The sequence below is a fragment of the Burkholderia sp. BC1 genome (genome assembly GCF_052683555.1).
Genome location: NZ_JBQYLP010000003.1, coordinates 32,600 through 51,449, shown reverse-complemented (window position 1 = coordinate 51,449; position 18,850 = coordinate 32,600). Strand labels below are relative to the sequence as shown.

The following is an 18,850-nucleotide window of genomic DNA, read 5'->3' as shown; positions in this document are numbered from 1 at the left end:
GCAATCGCACGAAGTTTCGCCCATAATGAAAGCCACGGCGTTCGCGCCGTGGCTTTTTCGTTTCCTGCGCGCGGGCCGCGCGCCGCTTCGCCCGAAGGAGAAACGATGTCCGATGCCGCCGCCCCTCGCCTCGAAATCGTGCTGAACCGCCATCGCGTGCGCGTGATCCATCGCGGCATCACGTACGCGGACTCGCACGGCGCACTGACCGTGCGCGAAGCCGGGCAGCCGGACGTCCACTATCTGCCGCGCGGCGACGTCAACATGAGCCGGCTCGTGCGCTCGGCCACGACGGCGACGTGTCCGGTGAAGGGCGCGGCCGTCTACTTCAATCTGCAAACGGAAGACGGCGTGATCGAGGACGCCGCATGGAGCTACGAGTCGCCGGCGGCGGCGGCGCTCGCGCTCGCGCAGTACGTCGCGTTCGACGTCGCGCGGATCGACAGTCTCGTCGAAACGTCGTGAAGCGTCGCGCGCCGATCGCGGAGGCGTTATGGAACTGAACGACACGTTATGCGTTGCGCTTGCGCCGGCCGTCGTGCGCGACGCGCTCGAGGACGTCGCGCTGCTGCGCGCGAGCGTCGACCATTGCGAATCGTTCGTGAAGCTGGCGCGCGACGAATTCGCGCTGACGATCACGGTGCCGCACGGCACGCTGCGCGCGCGCTACGAGGTGCGCGTGCACGTCGCGGCCGAGCACGGCGACGCGGAAGGGCGGCCGCGCCGGATGCTCGGTTTCCATGCGCGCGCGGAGGGCCTCGGCGTGCTGCGCGGCCAGATCGACGTCGTGCTGACGCCGGACGACGCCGGGAACGCGACCCGCATCGAGTACCTCGTCTGGGCGACCGCGACGGGCCCGCTCGCCGAACTGCCGGCGCGGCAGATCGAGAACGCGTTGCGCGACTGCATCGACGACTTCTTCCGCGAATTCTGCGCGATCGTGCAGGCGAAGCACGGGCTCGCGCCGAATCGCGCGCGCGCGGCCGCGCCACGCCGCCCGCACGTGTTCCTGCGTCCGGCCGCACTGACGGCCGCCGCGAAGCGCCCCGCGTCGCCGCATCTGGCCGGCGCGTCGGGCGGCCGCGCTGCCGGCGCGCTTCATCATCGCCATGCCGGGCCGGTGCCGCTGTGGGCGTGGGTCGCGATGATCGTGTTCGTCGCGCTGCTGCTCTACGTCGCGCGCTGGTTCAACGGCGGCTGATCGCACTCGCGCAGCCTGCCGGCGACGCGCTCGCCGTCACGGCCGCGCGTCGCTGCCGGTGCCGCGAAACTGTTTCCGATACGCGGACGGCGACGTGCCGAGCGCACCGGCGAAATGCTGACGCAGCGACACGCTCGAGCCGTATCCGGCCGCCTGCGCGATGGCGTCGATCGACTGACCGGTGGTTTCGAGCAGATGCTGCGCGCGCGCGAGGCGCTCGGCCTGCAGCCATGCAGTGACGGTCGTGCCGGTCGCCTGCCGGAAGTGGCGCGTGAACGTGCGCCGGCTCATCAGCACGCGCGCCGCGAGCGAATCGACGCTATGCGCGGCGTCGAGGTTCGCGCGGACCCAGTCGAGCAGCGCGGCAAGGCGCGTATCGCGCGGATGCGCGGCGACCGGCTGCGGCACGTACTGCGCCTGGCCGCCCTGGCGGTGCGGCGGAATCACGAGACGGCGCGCGATCCGGTTCGCGGCGTCGGAGCCGAAGCGGCGCCGCACGACGTGCAGGCAGCAGTCGAGGCCCGCGGCCGTGCCGGCCGAGGTCATCAGGTTGCCGTCGTCGACGTAGAGCACGTCGGGATCGAGCTTCACGCGCGGAAAGCGTCGCGCGAAATCGTCGGCCCACGCCCAGTGCGTGGTCGCCGGGCGGCCGTCGAGCAGGCCGGCCGCGGCCAGCACATACGCGCCGAGGCAGAGGCCGACCAGCTGGGCACCGCGTGCGGCGGCCGCGCGAACGGCTTCGAGCAGTTCGTCGGGCGGCGTTTCGTCCTCGTCGCGCCAGCTTGGCACGATCACGATGTCCGCGTCGAGCAGCCCGTCGAGCGTGTAGGGTGCGACGATCGTGAAGCCGCCCGTCGTCGCGAGCGGGCCGCGATCGGCCGAACACACGCGGAATTCGAAGGCGGGCGAGTCGGCCGCATCGCGCTCCTTGCCGAACACGACCGACGGCACCGACAGATGAAACGGGCTGATGCCGTCGTAGGCGACGACGGCGACGACGGTCGCGGCGGGCGACGAAGCGGTGGTCATGCGGGGCTCCGGAATGACGATGGCCCGATTCTAGCGAAGAACGCGAATCGGGCCATGGGTGGTAGCGGGTGTCGGGGCGGCAAGCCAGGCCGGGACTGAAGCTGATGCCGAAGGCGAAGGCGAGGCCGAAGTCGAAGCAGAAGCCGAAACCGAAGCCGAAGCCGAAGCCGAAACCGAGACCAGCCGGCCGCACGACTGACTACCCGCCTCGCCCTCAGTCGTCCTTCAGCATCGCCGGGCTGCAGCGCAGCATGTCGAAGCAGCCGTCGACCAGCTTCTCCGCATGCTTTTCCGCATCGATCTCGTCCGGCAGCATCAGCATGTCGCGCACGAAGCCGCTGACGAGCGTATGCAGCATCAGCGTCGCGCGCCACGTGTCGAGCCGCTCGGGCAGCAGCTCGAGCCGCACGGCCATCGCGAGATCGGCGTCGATCGCGTGCAGCGCCTCGCTCATCCCCGCGCGGTTGCGCAACAGCAGCGGCTCCATGTCGGCCACGTACTCGCACTTCATGAACAGGATGCTGAACACGCGGCGCAGCTGCGAATCGCGCTGCACGCCGAGCAGGCACCAGATCAGGATCTTGCGCACCTTCTCGAGCGGATTGCTGCCCGGCGCGTCCGCCGGCATCCGCTTTAACTCGTCGATCGGCAGCAGCACGCGGTCGAACATCGCGTCGAACAGGTCGCTCTTGTTCGCGAAGTGCCAGTAGATCGCACCGCGCGTCACGCCCGCGTGCTGCGCAATGTCCGCCAGCGACGTGTGCGATACGCCCTTCTCGAAGAACACGTGCTCGGCGGCATCGAGAATGCGGTTGCGCGTCTCGAGTGCCTCCTCCTTGGTGCGTCTGACCATGTGCAGGCCTGAATCTGATTCGATGAGTGATAAACCGGGGCCGGGCCCCTCGTCGCGCGCGCCCGAACGGGCTATGCTTGCGACTGGTAACAATTCGTAAGACTTCGCGCTTGGCACGGCGCGGACTGTCTTTTTACATACATCCATGAATGTATATACAATACCACCCTACGATCGAATGACCAAAGTGGCAATCAGTTAATATCCCACTCTGCTGATTCCCGCCAAAGTACCAGTCCGCAGTTTGCGGCGCCTTGCCGGCACGGAGGTTTCGTGCCGCTTGTTGTATCCAGCAGTCCAGTAATTCAGGTGTTCGATCTGCGCCGCGAGGCGCATCCGTGCCGTGCTCCGGGGTCGGGCGCCGCACTCATTCCATTGGTTATACACAGAGGTCGCTCCATGCGCGTCGAACGGGTTCCATACCGCTTACTCACTGTCGCGACGGCCGCCGTTTTCCTGGCCGCGTGCGGGAAAAAAGAATCGGCACCGCCGCCGCAAACGCCGGAAGTCGGCGTCGTCACGGTCCAGCCGCAGGCCGTACCGGTCTTCACCGAACTGCCTGGCCGCACCAGCGCGTTCCTCGTCGCGCAGGTCCGCGCACGGGTCGACGGCATCGTGCTGCGCCGTGAATTCACCGAAGGCAGCGACGTCAAGGCCGGTCAGCGCCTCTACAAGATCGACCCGGCACCGTATATCGCCGCGCTGAACAGCGCGAAGGCGACGCTCGCGAAGGCGCAGGCGAACCTCGCCACGCAGAACGCGCTCGTCGCGCGCTACAAGGTGCTGGTGGCCGCGAACGCGGTCAGCAAGCAGGACTACGACAACGCGGTGGCCGCGCAAGGGCAGGCCGCCGCCGACGTCGCGGCCGGCAAGGCGTCGGTCGAGACCGCGCAGATCAACCTCGGCTACACGGACGTCGTGTCGCCGATCACCGGCCGCGTCGGCATCTCGCAGGTGACGCCGGGCGCGTACGTGCAGGCAAGCCAGGCGACGCTGATGTCGACCGTGCAGCAGCTGGACCCGGTGTACGTCGACCTCACGCAGTCGAGCCTCGAGGGGCTGAAGCTGCGTCAGGACGTGCAGAGCGGCCGTCTGAAGACGACCGGCCCCGGTGCCGCGAAGGTGTCGCTGATCCTCGAGGACGGCCGCACCTATTCGCAGCCCGGCAAGCTGCAGTTCTCCGACGTGACGGTCGACCAGACGACCGGCTCGGTCACGATCCGCGCGGTGTTCCCGAACCCGGGCAAGGTCCTGCTGCCGGGGATGTTCGTGCGCGCGCGTATCGAGGAAGGCGTGAACGACAACGCGTACCTGGTGCCGCAGATCGGCGTCACGCACGACCAGAAGGGCCAGGCGGTCGCGATGGTCGTCAACGCGAACAACAAGGTCGAGCCGCGCACGCTCGCCGCGACGCGCATCGAAGGTCAGAACTGGGTCGTCGAAAGCGGGCTGCAGCCCGGCGATCGCGTGATCGTGCAGGGTGTCGACAAGGTGCGTCCGGGCGCGACCGTGAAGGCCGTTCCGGCGCAGCTCGCGTCGGCGCCGAACGGCGCGTCGGGTGCCGCCGCGCCGGCCGCCGCCGCACCGGCTTCGGCCGCCGCAGCATCGGCCGCCGCAGCATCGAGTGCCGGCGCGTCGGGCGCGCCGGCTAGCGCCGCCGCGGGGTCGTCCGCCGCCGCTTCGGGCGCGCAATAACAGGGAGCCTGTTTCATGGCAAAGTTTTTTATCGATCGCCCGATCTTCGCGTGGGTGATCGCCATCATCCTGATGCTGGCCGGGGTTGCGGCGATCTTCACGCTGCCGATCGCGCAGTACCCGACCATCGCGCCGCCGTCGATCCAGATCAGCGCGAACTATCCGGGTGCGTCCGCGAAGACGGTGGAAGACACGGTGACGCAGGTGATCGAGCAGCAGATGAGCGGGCTCGACAACTTCCTGTACATGTCGTCGACCAGTGACGACTCGGGCACCGCGACGATCACGCTGACCTTCGCGCCGGGCACCAACCCGGACATCGCGCAGGTCCAGGTGCAGAACAAGCTGTCGCTCGCGACGCCGATTCTGCCGCAGGTGGTTCAGCAGCTCGGTCTGAAGGTGACGAAGTCGAGCAGCAGCTTCCTGCTCGTGCTGGCGTTCAACTCCGAAGACGGCAGCATGAACCGCTACGACCTCGCGAACTACGTCGCGTCGCACGTGCAGGATCCGATCAGCCGTCTGAACGGCGTCGGTACCGTCACGCTGTTCGGCTCGCAGTACGCGATGCGCGTGTGGCTCGACCCGGTCAAGCTGACGAACTACGGGCTCACGCCGATCGACGTGACGAACGCGATCAGCGCGCAGAACGTGCAGGTCGCCGGCGGCCAGATCGGCGGCACGCCCGCGAAGCCCGGCACGCTGCTGCAGGCGACGATCACCGAGGCGACGCTGCTGCGCACGCCGGCCGAGTTCGGCAACATCCTGCTGAAGGTGAACCAGGACGGCTCGCAGGTGCGTCTGAAGGACGTCGCGCAGATCGGCCTCGGCGCCGAAAACTACAACTTCGACACGAAGTACAACGGCCAGCCGTCCGCGGCGCTCGGCATCCAGCTCGCCACGAACGCGAACGCGCTCGCGACCGCGAAGGCCGTGCGTGCGAAGGTCGACGAGCTGTCGAAGTACTTCCCGCACGGGCTCGTCGTCAAGTATCCGTACGACACGACGCCGTTCGTGAAGCTGTCGATCGAGGAAGTGGTCAAGACGCTGCTCGAAGGTATCGTGCTCGTGTTCCTCGTGATGTATCTGTTTCTGCAGAACCTGCGGGCGACGATCATCCCGACGATCGCGGTGCCGGTCGTGCTGCTCGGTACGTTCGCGATCATGTCGCTCGTCGGCTTCTCGATCAACACGCTGTCGATGTTCGGCCTCGTGCTCGCGATCGGTCTGCTCGTCGACGATGCGATCGTCGTGGTCGAGAACGTCGAGCGCGTGATGGCGGAAGAGGGGCTCGGGCCGAAGGAGGCGACACGCAAGGCGATGGGCCAGATCACCGGCGCACTCGTCGGCGTCGCGCTCGTGCTGTCGGCCGTGTTCGTGCCGGTCGCGTTCTCCGGCGGTTCGGTCGGCGCGATCTACCGGCAGTTCTCGCTGACGATCGTGTCCGCGATGGTGCTGTCCGTGCTCGTCGCGTTGATTCTCACGCCGGCGCTGTGCGCGACGATCCTCAAGCCGATCCCGCAAGGCCATCACGAAGAGAAGAAGGGCTTCTTCGGCTGGTTCAACCGCACCTTCAACGCGAGCCGCGACAAGTACCACGTCGGCGTGCACCACGTGATCAAGCGTTCGGGCCGCTGGCTGATCATCTATCTGGTCGTGATCGTCGCGGTCGGCCTGCTGTTCGTGCGGCTGCCGAAGTCGTTCCTGCCCGATGAAGACCAGGGCCTGATGTTCGTGATCGTGCAGACGCCGTCCGGCTCGACGCAGGAAACCACGGCGAAGACGCTCGCGAACATCACCGACTATCTGCTGAAGGACGAGAAGGACATCGTCGAATCGGCGTTTACGGTGAACGGCTTCAGCTTCGCGGGCCGCGGCCAGAACTCCGGTCTCGTGTTCGTGCGCCTGAAGGACTACGCGCAGCGTCAGCACGCGGACCAGAAGGTGCAGGCGCTGATCGGCCGGATGTTCGGCCGCTACTCGGGCTACAAGGACGCGATCGTCATTCCGTTCAACCCGCCGTCGATTCCGGAACTCGGCACGGCCGCCGGCTTCGACTTCGAGCTGACGGACAACGCCGGTCTCGGCCACGACGCGCTGATGGCCGCGCGCAACCAGCTGCTCGGCATGGCCGCGAAGGATCCGACGCTGCAGGGCGTGCGTCCGAACGGCCTGAACGATACGCCGCAGTACAAGGTCGACATCGATCGCGAGAAGGCGAACGCGCTCGGCGTGACGGCGGATGCGATCGACCAGACCTTCTCGATCGCGTGGGCGTCGAAGTACGTGAACAACTTCCTCGACACCGACGGCCGGATCAAGAAGGTGTACGTGCAGTCCGACGCGCCGTTCCGGATGACGCCGGAAGACCTGAACATCTGGTACGTGCGCAACGGCTCGGGCGGGATGGTGCCGTTCGGCGCGTTCGCGACCGGCCACTGGACGTACGGTTCGCCGAAGCTCGAGCGTTACAACGGTATCTCGGCGATGGAAATCCAAGGCCAGGCCGCACCGGGCAAGTCGACCGGTCAGGCGATGGCTGCGATGGAAGCGCTCGCGACGAAGCTGCCGACCGGCATCGGCTACTCGTGGACGGGTCTGTCGTTCCAGGAAATCCAGTCGGGCTCGCAGGCGCCGATCCTGTATGCGATCTCGATCCTCGTCGTGTTCCTGTGTCTGGCAGCGCTGTATGAGAGCTGGTCGATTCCGTTCTCGGTGATCATGGTCGTGCCGCTCGGCGTGATCGGCGCGCTGCTCGCCGCGACGCTGCGCGGTCTGGAAAACGACGTGTTCTTCCAGGTCGGCCTGCTGACGACGGTCGGTCTGTCCGCGAAGAACGCGATTCTGATCGTCGAGTTCGCGCGCGAACTGCAGATGACGGAGAAGATGGGGCCGATCGAGGCCGCGCTCGAAGCGGCGCGTCTGCGGCTGCGTCCGATCCTGATGACGTCGCTCGCGTTCATTCTCGGCGTGCTGCCGCTCGCGATCAGCAACGGCGCCGGTTCGGCGAGCCAGCACGCGATCGGTACGGGCGTGATCGGCGGGATGATCACCGCGACGTTCCTCGCGATCTTCATGATCCCGATGTTCTTCGTGAAGATCCGTGCGATCTTCAGCGGCGAGAAGGAAGACGTCGACGAGGCGCTGCGCCTGGCTCAGGAGCACTCGCACCACGAAGAGAAGCCGGGCAACGGCGACGAAGGCAACAAGGGACAGTGATGATGCAAAAACACGCTTTGACTGCAATCGCGGTCGCGCTCCTTGCCGCAGGCTGCACGTTGGCGCCGCACTACACGCGGCCCGACGCGCCCGTCGCGCAGGCGTTTCCGTCCGGCGGCGTCTATGCGACGCAGCCGGGCGCTGCCGGCGCGCGCAGCGCGAACGGCCAGGCGGCGACCGCCATCGGCTGGCGCGAATTCTTCGTCGATCCGCGCCTGCAGCGGCTGATCGAGATCGCGCTGAAGAACAACCGCGACCTGCGCGTGTCGGTGCTGAACATCGAGGCGGCGCGCGCGCAGTATCAGATCACGCGCGCGGGCCTGTTCCCGACGCTCGACGGCACGGGCACCGGCAATATCCAGCGCGTGCCGCAGGGCGTGTCGCAGACGGGTGCGCCGTATATCTCGCGCGTCTACAACGTCGGCTTGTCGGCGTCGTGGGAGCTCGATCTGTTCGGCCGCGTGCAGAGCCTGAAGGACCAGGCGCTCGCGCAGTATCTGTCGACCGCGTATGCGCGGCAGGCTGCCGAGATCTCGCTCGTGTCGCAGGTCGCGGATCAGTATCTGACGCTGCTGTCGACCGACGATCTGCTGAAGGTCACGGAAGACACGCTGAAGACGGCGCAGGCCTCGTACGACCTGACGAAGCTGCAGTTCGACAACGGCACGGGCTCCGAGCTCGAGCTGCGTCAGGCGCAGACGGTCGTCGAGCAGGCGCTCGCGAACCAGCAGGCGCAGGCGCGCGCTCGTGCGCAGGCGCTCAACGCACTGGTGCTGCTGATCGGCGAGCCGCTGCCGGACGATCTGCCGCCGGGGCTGCCGCTCGATGCGCAGAACCTGCTCGCCGACGTGCCGGCCGGGCTGCCGTCGGATCTGCTGACGCGCCGTCCGGACATCATGCAGGCCGAGCAGACGCTGCTCGCCGCGAATGCGAACATCGGCGCGGCGCGCGCGGCATTCTTCCCGCGCATCTCGCTGACGGGCGCGTTCGGCACCGCGAGCCCGACGCTCGGCGGGCTGTTCAAGGCCGGCACTGCGGCGTGGTCGTTCGCGCCGCAGATCACGATGCCGATCTTCGAAGGCGGGCAGAACATTGCGAACCTGAACCTCGCGAACGTGCAGAAGCGCATCGAGATCGCGAACTACGAGAAGGCGATCCAGAGCGCGTTCCGCGAAGTGGCCGACGGTCTGGCCGCGCGCGGCACGTACGATCAGCAGATCGCCGCGCTCGAGCGCAACACGCATGCGCAGCAGCGCCGCTTCGATCTGTCGGACCTGCGCTACAAGAACGGTGTCGACAGCTATCTGTCCGTGCTGACCGCGCAGACCGATCTGTACACCGCGCAGCAGGCGCTGATCAACGCGCGGCTCGCGCGCTGGACGAACCTCGTCGATCTGTACCGTGCGCTCGGCGGCGGCTGGATCGAGCGGGCCGGCGAGACGCCGCGCGCGCCCGATCAGACGGTCGACTACGACAAGGCCTCGGCGCCTGCGTCGGCGTCGGCTGCGGCGACGAACGGGTAAGCGTAAGAGCGGGCGGCGCGCGCGTCGCTCGCTTCGCTTCGACGAGACGCTGCCGGGTCGCGATTGCGGATCGCCGCGCCGGTAGTCGATGGAAACGCCACGGACGTGAGTTCGTGGCGTTTTTTTTATGCGGCGCGTGCGTGATGCTAATGCGCAAGTCATGCTCGCACTCGTCGACGCGCGCGTCCGTGTGCCCGGTGCCGCGCCCGCGCGCTGGAGCAATCGCACGACCGCACGCCGACGCCCGATCTTCACAGCACTCAAAATAAAAAGGTAATTCCTACCCAGACCGGACCGGAGTTATGCTGGTCCGACGATGAAACGCTGTCCTGAATGCGCGACGAGCAGGCCCTATGAATTGTCCGATGGACGGTACAAGTGCCGTAGCTGTGGCAAGAAATTCAGTTGGACGTCGGTCTGGGATTCGGTGCGCCTGAGCAGTCGGCAGAAGACGCGCTTGCTGGAGTTGTTCGTGCTGGGCGTGCCGGTTTATCGGCAGCGGTTTGATACCTCGATCAGCGCCAAATCACGCGAGCGCTTCTATCGTTTGATTCGTGCATGCATGGCTCAGCAAGAGCAACTGCGCGAGCCGTTTGGCGGGGCGCTGGAATGCGACGAAACCACGTTTGGCGGGGCTCGCCACGGCAAACGTGGTTGGGGTGCAGCGGGTAAAGTCGTCGTCTTCGGCATCGTCAAACGCAATGGCGAAGTCAAAGCCGCCCCGATCGCAACGCATGACCAGGTAGCGATCATGGAGCAGATCCAGGCACATACGCGAGAAGGCTCGCTGTACTACACCGATGCATGGCAGGCGTACGCCACCCTTAGGCTACGCGGCGACCATGTGATCGTGCGCAAAGAGAAAGGCAAACCGGTCGGGCGCGATCACATCAACGGTATCGAAGGCTTCTGGAGCTACGCCAAGAATTGGCTCTATCCGTACCGCGGCGTGCCCCAAAAATTCTTTCATCTTTACCTGGCTGAAGTTTGCTACCGTTTCAACCATCGGGACGACGACCTCAGACCCTTGCTGTGCAAGCTTCTGAAGGCAACTCCCACCCTTGAAATCAAATCCATTTTGGTCCGGTCTGGGTAGGAATTACCAATAAAAAAAACGCCACGGTTCGACCCGTGGCATTTGCGTCGATCGCGGCGCCGCGTCGCGGCGCATGCGTTCGCTCAGTGATGCGCGTCGACGGCCTGTCCGTCGAAGTCGTGGCCGGCGCGGCGGATTTCGCATTTCGCGTCCTTCTCACCTTTCACGCCGTTGAACACGAGATTCAGGATCACGGCCGACGCGGACGCGAGCAGGATGCCGCTATGCAGGATCGGGGCGAGCGCCGGCGGCAGCTTCGAGAAGAAGTGCGGCGACACGACGGGCACGAGGCCCATGCCGATGCTGACCGCGACGATGAACAGGTTGTGGTGGTTCTTCACGAAGTCGACCTTCGACAGCACCTTGATGCCGTTGGCGGCGACCATCCCGAACATCACGATGCCGGCCCCGCCGAGCACGAACGGCGGCACCGAGGCGACGACCTGCGCCATCTTCGGGAACAGGCCGAGCAGCACGAGGATCACGCCGCCGGTCGCGCACACGAAGCGGCTTTTCACGCCCGTCACGCCGATCAGGCCGACGTTCTGCGAGAACGACGTATGCGGGAACGAGTTGAAGATGCCGCCGATCAGCGTGCCGAGGCCGTCCACGCGTAGCCCGCGCACGAGACGATCCTGATCGACCGGGCGCTCGACCATATCGCCGACCGCGAGGAACATCCCCGTCGATTCGATGAACGTGACGAACATCACCGTGACCATCGTCGCGATCGACAGCGGATCGAAGTGCGGCCAGCCGAAGTGGAACGGCATCACGAAGCCGACCCACGGCGCGACCGATACGCCGTCGGTGTTCACGCGGCCGAGTGCGAACGCGATCACGAAGCCCGCGACGATCCCGAGCAGCACCGAGATGTTGGCGACGAAGCCGCGGCCGTACTTGTTGATCAGCAGGATCAGCGTGAGCACGAGCAGCGACAGGCCGAGGTAGACGGGGCTGCCGTATTCGGGGTTGCCGACGCCGCCTGCCGCCCAGTTGATCCCGACTTCCATCAGCGACAGCCCGATCACCGAGATCACGGTGCCGACGACGACGGGCGGGAAGAACCGCAGCAGCTTGCCGATCATCGGCGCGAGCACGATGCCGATGATGCCGGCCGCGATCGTCGAGCCGAAGATGTCGAGAATGCCGAGGCCGGGGTTCGTGCCGATCGCGATCATCGGGCCGACGGCCGCGAACGTGCAGCCCATGATCACGGGCAGGCGGATGCCGAAGATCCACAGGCCGAGCGTCTGGATCAGCGTGGCGATGCCGCACGAAAACAGATCGGCGCTGATCAGGAACGCGATCTGGTCTTTCGGCAGCTTCAGCGCGCCGCCGACGATAAGCGGCACGGCGACGGCGCCGGCGTACATGACGAGGACGTGCTGCAGGCCGAGTGTTACAAGCTTGCCGGTCGGCAACACCTCATCGCACGGATGGACCGTGTTCGATTGCATCTGTCTCACTCCATGATCTTGTTTTCGGGGTGATACGAAGTTATGCGGAATGCACCGGTGTCACAAGAGCACTGGGTTCTATTCCGTTCTTTGCTGGTTCGATATGCCAATTCGGCATGAGACGAGGTGTCGATCATGGGGAAACGCCGCTGGAGTGAGGTTCTACGGTTTTATAGCCGTCCAAAATTGGGCGGCCCCCATGTCAAATATCCGCGACCTTATGATGTGTATCGCGCGATCCGCATAGTCCCGAAATCGCCTGCGCGAAAAGCGCATCGGGTTAACCCGCGAACCGCCGTTTTGCCGCGCGGTGCAACCGGCTGCTGCGCCCCGCCGCGCACGCGGCGCGCATCGCGGAAATCCGGACGCGCATCACGATCCCGCTATCATCGACATCCGTTCATTCGAATCCTGATCCCGTCATGCGTCTGCTCGGCATCGACCTCGGCACCGGCTCCGTCAAACTCGTCACGATCGATGCCGAGGGCATCGAGCGCGCGGTCGCGAGCGAACCGTATCCGTTGTCGTCGCCGCGACCGGGCTGGGCCGAGATCGCGCCCGCGACGTGGTGGGACGCGCTCGTGCGCGCGGCCGCGCGCTTGCCGGCCGACGAACGCGCGCAGGTCGTGGCGATCGGCCTGTCGGGCCAGATGCACGGCGTCGTGCTGATGGACGCGGCCGCGCGTCCGGTGCGGCCGGCGCTGCTGTGGCCCGACACGCGCGCGGCGCGCGAAGCGGAGGCGGCGTGCTGGCCGGGCGCGCCGAATCCGGTCGCGCCTGGAATGGCCGGCCCGCTGCTGTGCTGGCTCGCCGCACATGAGCCCGACACATTGCGTGCCGCGCGCTGGGCCGTGCAGCCGAAGGACTGGCTGCGCGTCGCGCTCGGCGGCGAGGTCGCGGCCGATCCGAGCGATGCGTGCGCGACGGCGCTCGCGTCGCCCGACGGCGCGTGGGATCGCGCGCGGATCGATGCGCTCGCGTTGCCGGCCGACCGCTTCGCGCCCGTACGCGCGTCCGCCGCGCGCTGCGGCGCACTCGGCGCGCGAGCCGCTGCCGCGCTCGGCCTGCCGGCCGGCGTGCCGCTCGCGACCGGCGCCGGCGATACCGCGTGCGCGGCGCTCGGCAGCGGGCTCGTCGCGTCCGGCGACGCGCTGCTGACGACGGGCAGCGGCGGCCAGATCGTCGTGCTCGCCGACGCGTTGCCGCCTGCGCGGCGCGGGCTGCATCGCTATCGTGCAGCGGCGGGCGGCGCCTATTACACGATGGCGGCGATGCAGAACGTCGGCCTCGCGCTCGAAGCGGTGCGCGGCTGGCTCGGCTATCCGGACTGGGCCGCCGCCTACGACGACGCGTTCACGCAGCCGCCGTCCGAGCGGCTCTGCTTCCTGCCGTATCTGACCGGCGAGCGCTCGCCGTGGATGAATCCCGATGCGCGCGGCGGCTGGCTCGGCCTCGCGCTCGGCGACACGCGCGGCGCGATGATGCGTGCCGCATTCGAAGGCGTCGCGTTCGCGCTGCGTGCAGGGCTCGACGCGATTCGCGATGCGAACCGTGACGATCCCGTCGCGTCGTTGCGCGTCGCGGGCGGCGGCTCTGTCGATCCGCGCTGGCGACAGCTGCTGGCCGATGCGCTCGGTGCGTCGCTCGACGCGCTCGAATGTCCGAATGCGGCGACGCGCGGCGCCGCGCTGCTCGCGGGCCTCGCGATCGGCCACTGGAACGAATCGGCATTGCCCGCGCTCGCACCGGCCGCGTCGCCGGTCGCCGTGCCGCGCGACGATCGCGCACTGGCCACGCGGCACGCGCGCTTCGTCGATCTGTACACGCGCACCGATGCGTGGTTCGCGACGGGCGTTTAAACTCGGGCACTTGTCGTTTTGCGCCACCGATGACGCATCGTGGCAAGCCGGCGACTGATTAGCGCACGCACGGCGCGCCGCGACGCGCGATCATGGCGAGCACCCGATTTTTCCGCAGGCCGGCGCGCGATGCTGCGCGGCGCGGAATGGAACCGGAGTCGACGCGGCGGCGCGCCGCGCCGGACCGACATTCAACAAGGAGTCACACGATGAAGACGAAAGCAGCGATTGCATGGAAGGCGGGCGCGCCGCTGACGATCGAGGAAGTCGATCTCGAAGGCCCGCGTGCGGGCGAGGTGCTGATCGAGGTGAAGGCGACGGGCATCTGCCACACCGACTACTACACGCTGTCGGGCGCCGATCCGGAAGGCATCTTCCCGGCGATCCTCGGCCATGAAGGCGCGGGCGTCGTCGTCGACGTCGGTCCGGGTGTCGGCACGGTGCGCAAGGGCGATCACGTGATTCCGCTCTACACGCCCGAATGCCGCGAGTGCAAGTTCTGCCTGTCGCGCAAGACCAACCTCTGCCAGAAGATCCGCGCGACGCAGGGCAAGGGGCTGATGCCCGACGCGACCTCGCGCTTCTCGCTCGACGGCAAGCCGCTGTTCCACTACATGGGCACCTCGACGTTCTCGAACTACATCGTCGTGCCCGAGATCGCGGTCGCGAAGGTGCGCGAGGACGCGCCGTTCGACAAGATCTGCTACATCGGCTGCGGCGTGACGACGGGCGTCGGCGCGGTCGTGTACTCGGCGAAGGTCGAGGCCGGCGCGAACGTCGTCGTGTTCGGTCTCGGCGGGATCGGCCTGAACGTGATCCAGGGTGCGAAGATGGTCGGCGCGGACAAGATCATCGGCGTCGACATCAATCCGAAGCGCGTCGAACTCGCGAAGAAGTTCGGCATGACGCACTTCATCAACCCGAACGAAGTCGAGAACGTCGTCGACCACATCGTGCAGCTGACCGACGGCGGCGCCGACTACTCGTTCGAATGCGTCGGCAACGTGAAGCTGATGCGCCAGGCGCTCGAGTGCACGCACAAGGGCTGGGGCCAGTCGTTCATCATCGGCGTGGCCGCGGCCGGCGAGGAAATCAGCACGCGTCCGTTCCAGCTCGTCACGGGCCGCGAATGGAAGGGCTCCGCGTTCGGCGGCGCGCGCGGCCGCACCGACGTGCCAAAGATCGTCGACTGGTACATGGAAGGCAAGATCAACATCGACGACCTGATCACGCACACGCTGCCGCTCGAGCGGATCAACGAAGGCTTCGACCTGATGAAGAAGGGCGAGTCGATCCGCTCGGTCGTGCTGTACTGACCGACGGAGCGCGATCATGCTCGAACTCGTTTCATCGCATGCGTGCCACGGCGGCGAGCAGCGCTTCTATCGTCACGATTCGACGACGATCGGCCTGCCGATGAAGTTCTCGGTCTATCTGCCGCCGCAGGCTGCGCACGGCCCTGTGCCGGCGCTGTTCTATCTCGCCGGGCTCACCTGCACCGAAGAGACGTTCGCGATCAAGGGCGGCGCGCAGCAGTATGCGGCGCAGCACGGCATCGCACTCGTGATGCCCGATACGAGCCCGCGCGGCGCGGGCGTGCCAGGCGAGACCGACGCGTGGGATTTCGGCGTCGGCGCGGGCTTCTACGTCGACGCGACCGAAGCGCCGTGGTCCGCGCATTACCGGATGGAGTCGTACGTGACCGGCGAGCTGCGCGAGATCGTCACGGCCGAGCTGCCGATCGACGGCGCGCGGCTCGGCATCTTCGGCCACTCGATGGGCGGGCACGGCGCGCTGACGCTCGCGCTGCGTCATCCGGACCTGTACCGGTCGGTGTCGGCGTTCGCGCCGATCGCGGCGCCGACGCGCTGCCCGTGGGGCGAGAAGGCGTTCTCCGGCTACCTCGGCGCGGATCGCGAAGCGTGGAAGCAGCACGACGCGAGCGAGCTCGTCGCGCGTGCGGATGCACCGAAATTCGCGGACGGCATCCTCGTCGACCAGGGTCTCGCCGATCAGTTCCTCGCGAACCAGCTGAATCCGGACGTATTCGAGGCCGCGTGCGCGAAGGCGGGACAGCCGCTGACGCTGCGCCGCCATCCGGGCTACGATCACGGGTATTACTTCATCTCGACGTTCATCGCCGATCACATCGCGCATCATGCGCGCGTGCTGATGCGCTGAGCCGCCGCGTGTCACGTACGCGGCACGTCGCATCGTGCGACGCGGCGCCGATAAAAAACGCCGGCACTGCCTTCGGGCATGCCGGCGTTTTTCGTTCGATTGCCTCGATGGCCCGCCCAACGCAGGCCGCGCCGTTCAGCGCCGCCGCAACAGGCTCGCGCCGTACACGAGCCCCGACAGCGCGGTGATCCAGAAGCTCGTCGGCCAGTCGGTGTGATACGCGAGCACGATGCCGAGCCACGCTTCGAACAGCGCGAACAGCGCGGCGAGCAGCACACCGGTCGACAGGCGCGTCGACACGTTCTGCGCGGCGGCGGCCGGGCCGACGAGCAGCGTGAACACGAGCAGCACGCCGACGATCTGCGTCGCGGCAGCGACCGCGAGCGCGCACACCGCGAGGAACAGCACCGATACCGTGCGCAGCGATACGCCCTTCGCTTCGGCTAGCTCGGGCTGCAGCGACGCGAACAGCAGCGGCCGCGCGATCAGCGCGAGCGCGACGAGGCTCACCGCGCCGATGCCGGCCAGCACGGCGAGCGTGTCGTGGCTGACCGCGAGTACGTTGCCGAACAGCAGCGCCGTGACCTGCGTCGCGAACGATGTGTAGAAATGCAGGAACAGCAGGCCGAAGCCGAGCGCACCCGACAGGATCACGCCGATTGCGACGTCGCGGCCCGCGAGCCGCTCGCCGAGCGCGCCCATCGCGACGCCGGTCGCCAGTGTAAAGCCGACCATGCCCCAGATCGGCGAGATGCCGAACAGCACGGCGCCCGTCGCGCCCGTGAAGCCGACGTGCGACAGCGCGTGGCCGGCGAAGGTCTGCCCGCGCAGCACGAGGAAGTAGCCGACGATGCCCGCGAGCACCGCGACGATCCCCGACGCCGCGAAGGCGTTGATCATGAAATCGTAATCAAACATCGTGCGAATGCCCGGGGTGCGCCTGTCCGTGATGAGCGTGATGACCGTGGCCGCTGCCGTGCGCATGGCCGCCGTCGTCCTCGTGTTCGTGGTCGTGCTTCTCGATCTCGACGTCGCCCGACATCACGAAGATCTTGCCGTTTACGCGCATCACGTCGATCGGCGATCCGTAGAGGCGCGACAGCACGGGCTTCGTGATCACCTCGTCGACGGTGCCGAGCGCCGCGACGCCGTTGCCGAGGTATAGCACGCGGTCGAGCGCGTTGAGCAGCGGGTTCAGTTCGTGCGCGGAGAACAGCACGGTGATGCCGAGCTCGCGCTGGACCTTGCGCACGAGTTCGACGACGCCGCGCTGGTGGTTCGGATCGAGGCTGATCAGCGGCTCGTCGAGCAGCAGCAGCTTCGGATTGCCGAGCAGGCATTGCGCGAGCAGCAGGCGCTGGCGCTCGCCGCCCGACAGTTCCGACAGCGGCCGGCGCGACAGCGCGCGGCCGCCGACGAGATCGAGCACGCGATCGACGTCGCGCCGCGTCGCGGCGCTCGTGTGCGGCAGCCCCCAGCGATGGCCGTCGGCGGCCATCGCGACGAAGTCGTAGCCGCGCATCCGGCGGTTCGCGAGGCCGCTGCGGATCTGCGGCATGTAGCCGATCGACGCGTTGCCGCGCGCGACCGGCAGGCCGCCGACCGACAGCGTGCCGCCGGCGACGGGCACGAGCCCGAGCACGGCGCGCATCAGCGTCGTCTTGCCCGCGCCGTTCGGCCCGAGCACGCCGACGAATTCGCCCGGTTCGATCGAGAAGCTGACATCGCGCAGGATCGTGCGTCCGCCCAGTTCGAGCGTGACGCGATCGAGCGCGAGTGCGTGGGGATTCGGTGTCATGGCTTGCCGGTGGAAAGCGCATGGCCGAGCGCGTCGAGCTGCGCGGCCATCCACTGCTGGAAGGTCTTGCCGGCCGGCTGCGTCTCGGTGACGCTGACCGTCGGCACACCGCTGTCGCGTGCGATCTTCAGCATCCGCTTGGTCATCGCTTCCTCGGCCTGGCTGTTGTAGATCAGCACGCGAACGCGCTTGTCGCGCAGATCCTTCTCGAATGCGGCGACGTCCTGCGCGCTCGCCTCGGTGTCGTTCATCGTCGCGAGCTGGAAGCGCTGGTTGCGCATCTCGAGGCCGATCGCGTCGGCCATGTAGCCGAACACGGGCTCGGTGGCCGTCACGGGCACGCCCTTGTACTGCGCGCGCAGCGCGGCGATCTTGTCGTCGACGGACTTCAGCGATGCGATGAATTTCTGCAGGTTCGCGTCGTAGTCGGCCTTGTTGGCCGGATCGGCGCGGCCGAGCTCGGTCGCGATCGCGTGCGCGGCGGCCGGCATCGTCGCCGGGTCGTACCAGAGGTGCGGGTTGTCGCCGGCCTTCTTGCCGACCAGATCGGCGACGACGATCGTCGCGCGCTTTGCCTGTTTCGATGCGCCGAGCAGCTTGCCCATCCACGGATCGTAGGCGGCGCCGTTATAGATCACGAGCTGCGCGTGCTGCAGCGCGCGGGCCGTCTTCGGGCTCGCTTCGAACAGGTGCGGATCCTGATCGGGATTGCTGAGGATGCTGGTGACCGCGACGTGGCTGCCGCCGATCTGCGTGACGACGTCGCCGTAGAAATTCTCCGCGGCGACGACATTGACGGGCGCGGCCTGCGCGAGCGCGGGCGCCGCGAGCGACAGCGCGGCGATGCCGGCGGCGAGCCAGCGCAGCGCGCGCGACGCGGGGGAACGACGAACGGGCGACAGGGCGCGCAGCGGCGCGCGCTTCAGGGCAATGGACATG

Annotated in this window: 15 protein-coding genes; 9 read left to right on the top strand and 6 right to left on the bottom strand. The window is 67.3% G+C overall.

Annotated elements, in window-relative coordinates; all coding sequences use genetic code 11:
• The first annotated feature begins 105 nt into the window (after positions 1–105).
• Together ACSHSS_RS02485 and ACSHSS_RS02480 are read left to right on the top strand one after the other, a co-directional pair.
• On the top strand, positions 106–465 hold the full coding sequence (locus ACSHSS_RS02485; RefSeq protein WP_006398422.1) for a DUF427 domain-containing protein: 360 nt from the start codon (positions 106–108) through the stop codon (positions 463–465).
• Positions 466–493: 28 nt separating this feature from the next.
• Positions 494–1,201: a CoxG family protein gene (locus tag ACSHSS_RS02480; RefSeq protein WP_006411440.1), complete on the top strand. Its 708-nt coding sequence runs from the start codon at positions 494–496 to the stop codon at positions 1,199–1,201.
• A 36-nt stretch (positions 1,202–1,237) separates the two neighbouring features.
• Here ACSHSS_RS02480 and ACSHSS_RS02475 read toward each other — a convergent pair whose 3' ends face one another.
• Entirely contained in the window at positions 1,238–2,230 is a 993-nt protein-coding gene (locus tag ACSHSS_RS02475; RefSeq protein ID WP_445544536.1) for a helix-turn-helix domain-containing protein, read from the bottom strand.
• A 214-nt stretch (positions 2,231–2,444) separates the two neighbouring features.
• Entirely contained in the window at positions 2,445–3,083 is a 639-nt protein-coding gene (locus tag ACSHSS_RS02470; protein WP_006398425.1) for a TetR family transcriptional regulator, read from the bottom strand.
• A 399-nt stretch (positions 3,084–3,482) separates the two neighbouring features.
• Here ACSHSS_RS02470 and ACSHSS_RS02465 point away from each other — a divergent pair, with 399 nt between their 5' ends.
• From ACSHSS_RS02465 to ACSHSS_RS02450, 4 genes are all read left to right on the top strand, one after another.
• The gene (locus ACSHSS_RS02465; protein WP_445544535.1) at positions 3,483–4,778 is read left to right on the top strand and encodes an efflux RND transporter periplasmic adaptor subunit; all 1,296 of its coding nucleotides are present in this window, start codon (positions 3,483–3,485) and stop codon (positions 4,776–4,778) included.
• 15 nt (positions 4,779–4,793) lie between these two features.
• The gene (gene bpeB, locus ACSHSS_RS02460; RefSeq protein ID WP_006414803.1) at positions 4,794–7,994 is read left to right on the top strand and encodes an efflux RND transporter permease BpeB; all 3,201 of its coding nucleotides are present in this window, start codon (positions 4,794–4,796) and stop codon (positions 7,992–7,994) included.
• The gene (locus tag ACSHSS_RS02455) at positions 7,994–9,517 is read left to right on the top strand and encodes an efflux transporter outer membrane subunit (RefSeq protein ID WP_012212800.1); all 1,524 of its coding nucleotides are present in this window, start codon (positions 7,994–7,996) and stop codon (positions 9,515–9,517) included. The genes bpeB and ACSHSS_RS02455 overlap by 1 nt, the downstream gene beginning before the upstream one ends.
• 457 nt (positions 9,518–9,974) lie before the next feature.
• Entirely contained in the window at positions 9,975–10,613 is a 639-nt protein-coding gene (locus ACSHSS_RS02450; RefSeq protein ID WP_445544534.1) for an IS1595 family transposase, read from the top strand.
• A gap of 83 nt (positions 10,614–10,696) precedes the next feature.
• Here the strand turns inward: ACSHSS_RS02450 and ACSHSS_RS02445 are convergent, their stop codons facing one another.
• A complete protein-coding gene (locus tag ACSHSS_RS02445) occupies positions 10,697–12,073 on the bottom strand; it encodes a nucleobase:cation symporter-2 family protein (RefSeq protein WP_006398432.1) in 1,377 nt (458 codons plus the stop codon).
• A gap of 422 nt (positions 12,074–12,495) precedes the next feature.
• Here ACSHSS_RS02445 and ACSHSS_RS02440 point away from each other — a divergent pair, with 422 nt between their 5' ends.
• From ACSHSS_RS02440 to fghA, 3 genes are all read left to right on the top strand, one after another.
• A complete protein-coding gene (locus tag ACSHSS_RS02440) occupies positions 12,496–13,932 on the top strand; it encodes a xylulokinase (protein WP_445544533.1) in 1,437 nt (478 codons plus the stop codon).
• 209 nt (positions 13,933–14,141) lie between these two features.
• The gene (locus ACSHSS_RS02435; protein ID WP_006406473.1) at positions 14,142–15,248 is read left to right on the top strand and encodes an S-(hydroxymethyl)glutathione dehydrogenase/class III alcohol dehydrogenase; all 1,107 of its coding nucleotides are present in this window, start codon (positions 14,142–14,144) and stop codon (positions 15,246–15,248) included.
• Positions 15,249–15,264: 16 nt separating this feature from the next.
• Entirely contained in the window at positions 15,265–16,113 is an 849-nt protein-coding gene (fghA, locus tag ACSHSS_RS02430; protein ID WP_445544532.1) for an S-formylglutathione hydrolase, read from the top strand.
• A 135-nt stretch (positions 16,114–16,248) separates the two neighbouring features.
• Here fghA and ACSHSS_RS02425 read toward each other — a convergent pair whose 3' ends face one another.
• From ACSHSS_RS02425 to ACSHSS_RS02415, 3 genes are read right to left on the bottom strand one after another with little or no spacing between them, the layout of a single operon-like run.
• On the bottom strand, positions 16,249–17,031 hold the full coding sequence (locus ACSHSS_RS02425; RefSeq protein ID WP_105767861.1) for a metal ABC transporter permease: 783 nt from the start codon (positions 17,029–17,031) through the stop codon (positions 16,249–16,251).
• On the bottom strand, positions 17,024–17,911 hold the full coding sequence (locus ACSHSS_RS02420) for an ABC transporter ATP-binding protein (RefSeq protein ID WP_105767862.1): 888 nt from the start codon (positions 17,909–17,911) through the stop codon (positions 17,024–17,026). Before ACSHSS_RS02420 ends, ACSHSS_RS02425 begins: the two co-directional genes overlap by 8 nt.
• A complete protein-coding gene (locus tag ACSHSS_RS02415; protein WP_105841259.1) occupies positions 17,908–18,849 on the bottom strand; it encodes a metal ABC transporter solute-binding protein in 942 nt (313 codons plus the stop codon). The genes ACSHSS_RS02420 and ACSHSS_RS02415 overlap by 4 nt, the downstream gene beginning before the upstream one ends.
• Position 18,850: the final 1 nt, after the last annotated feature.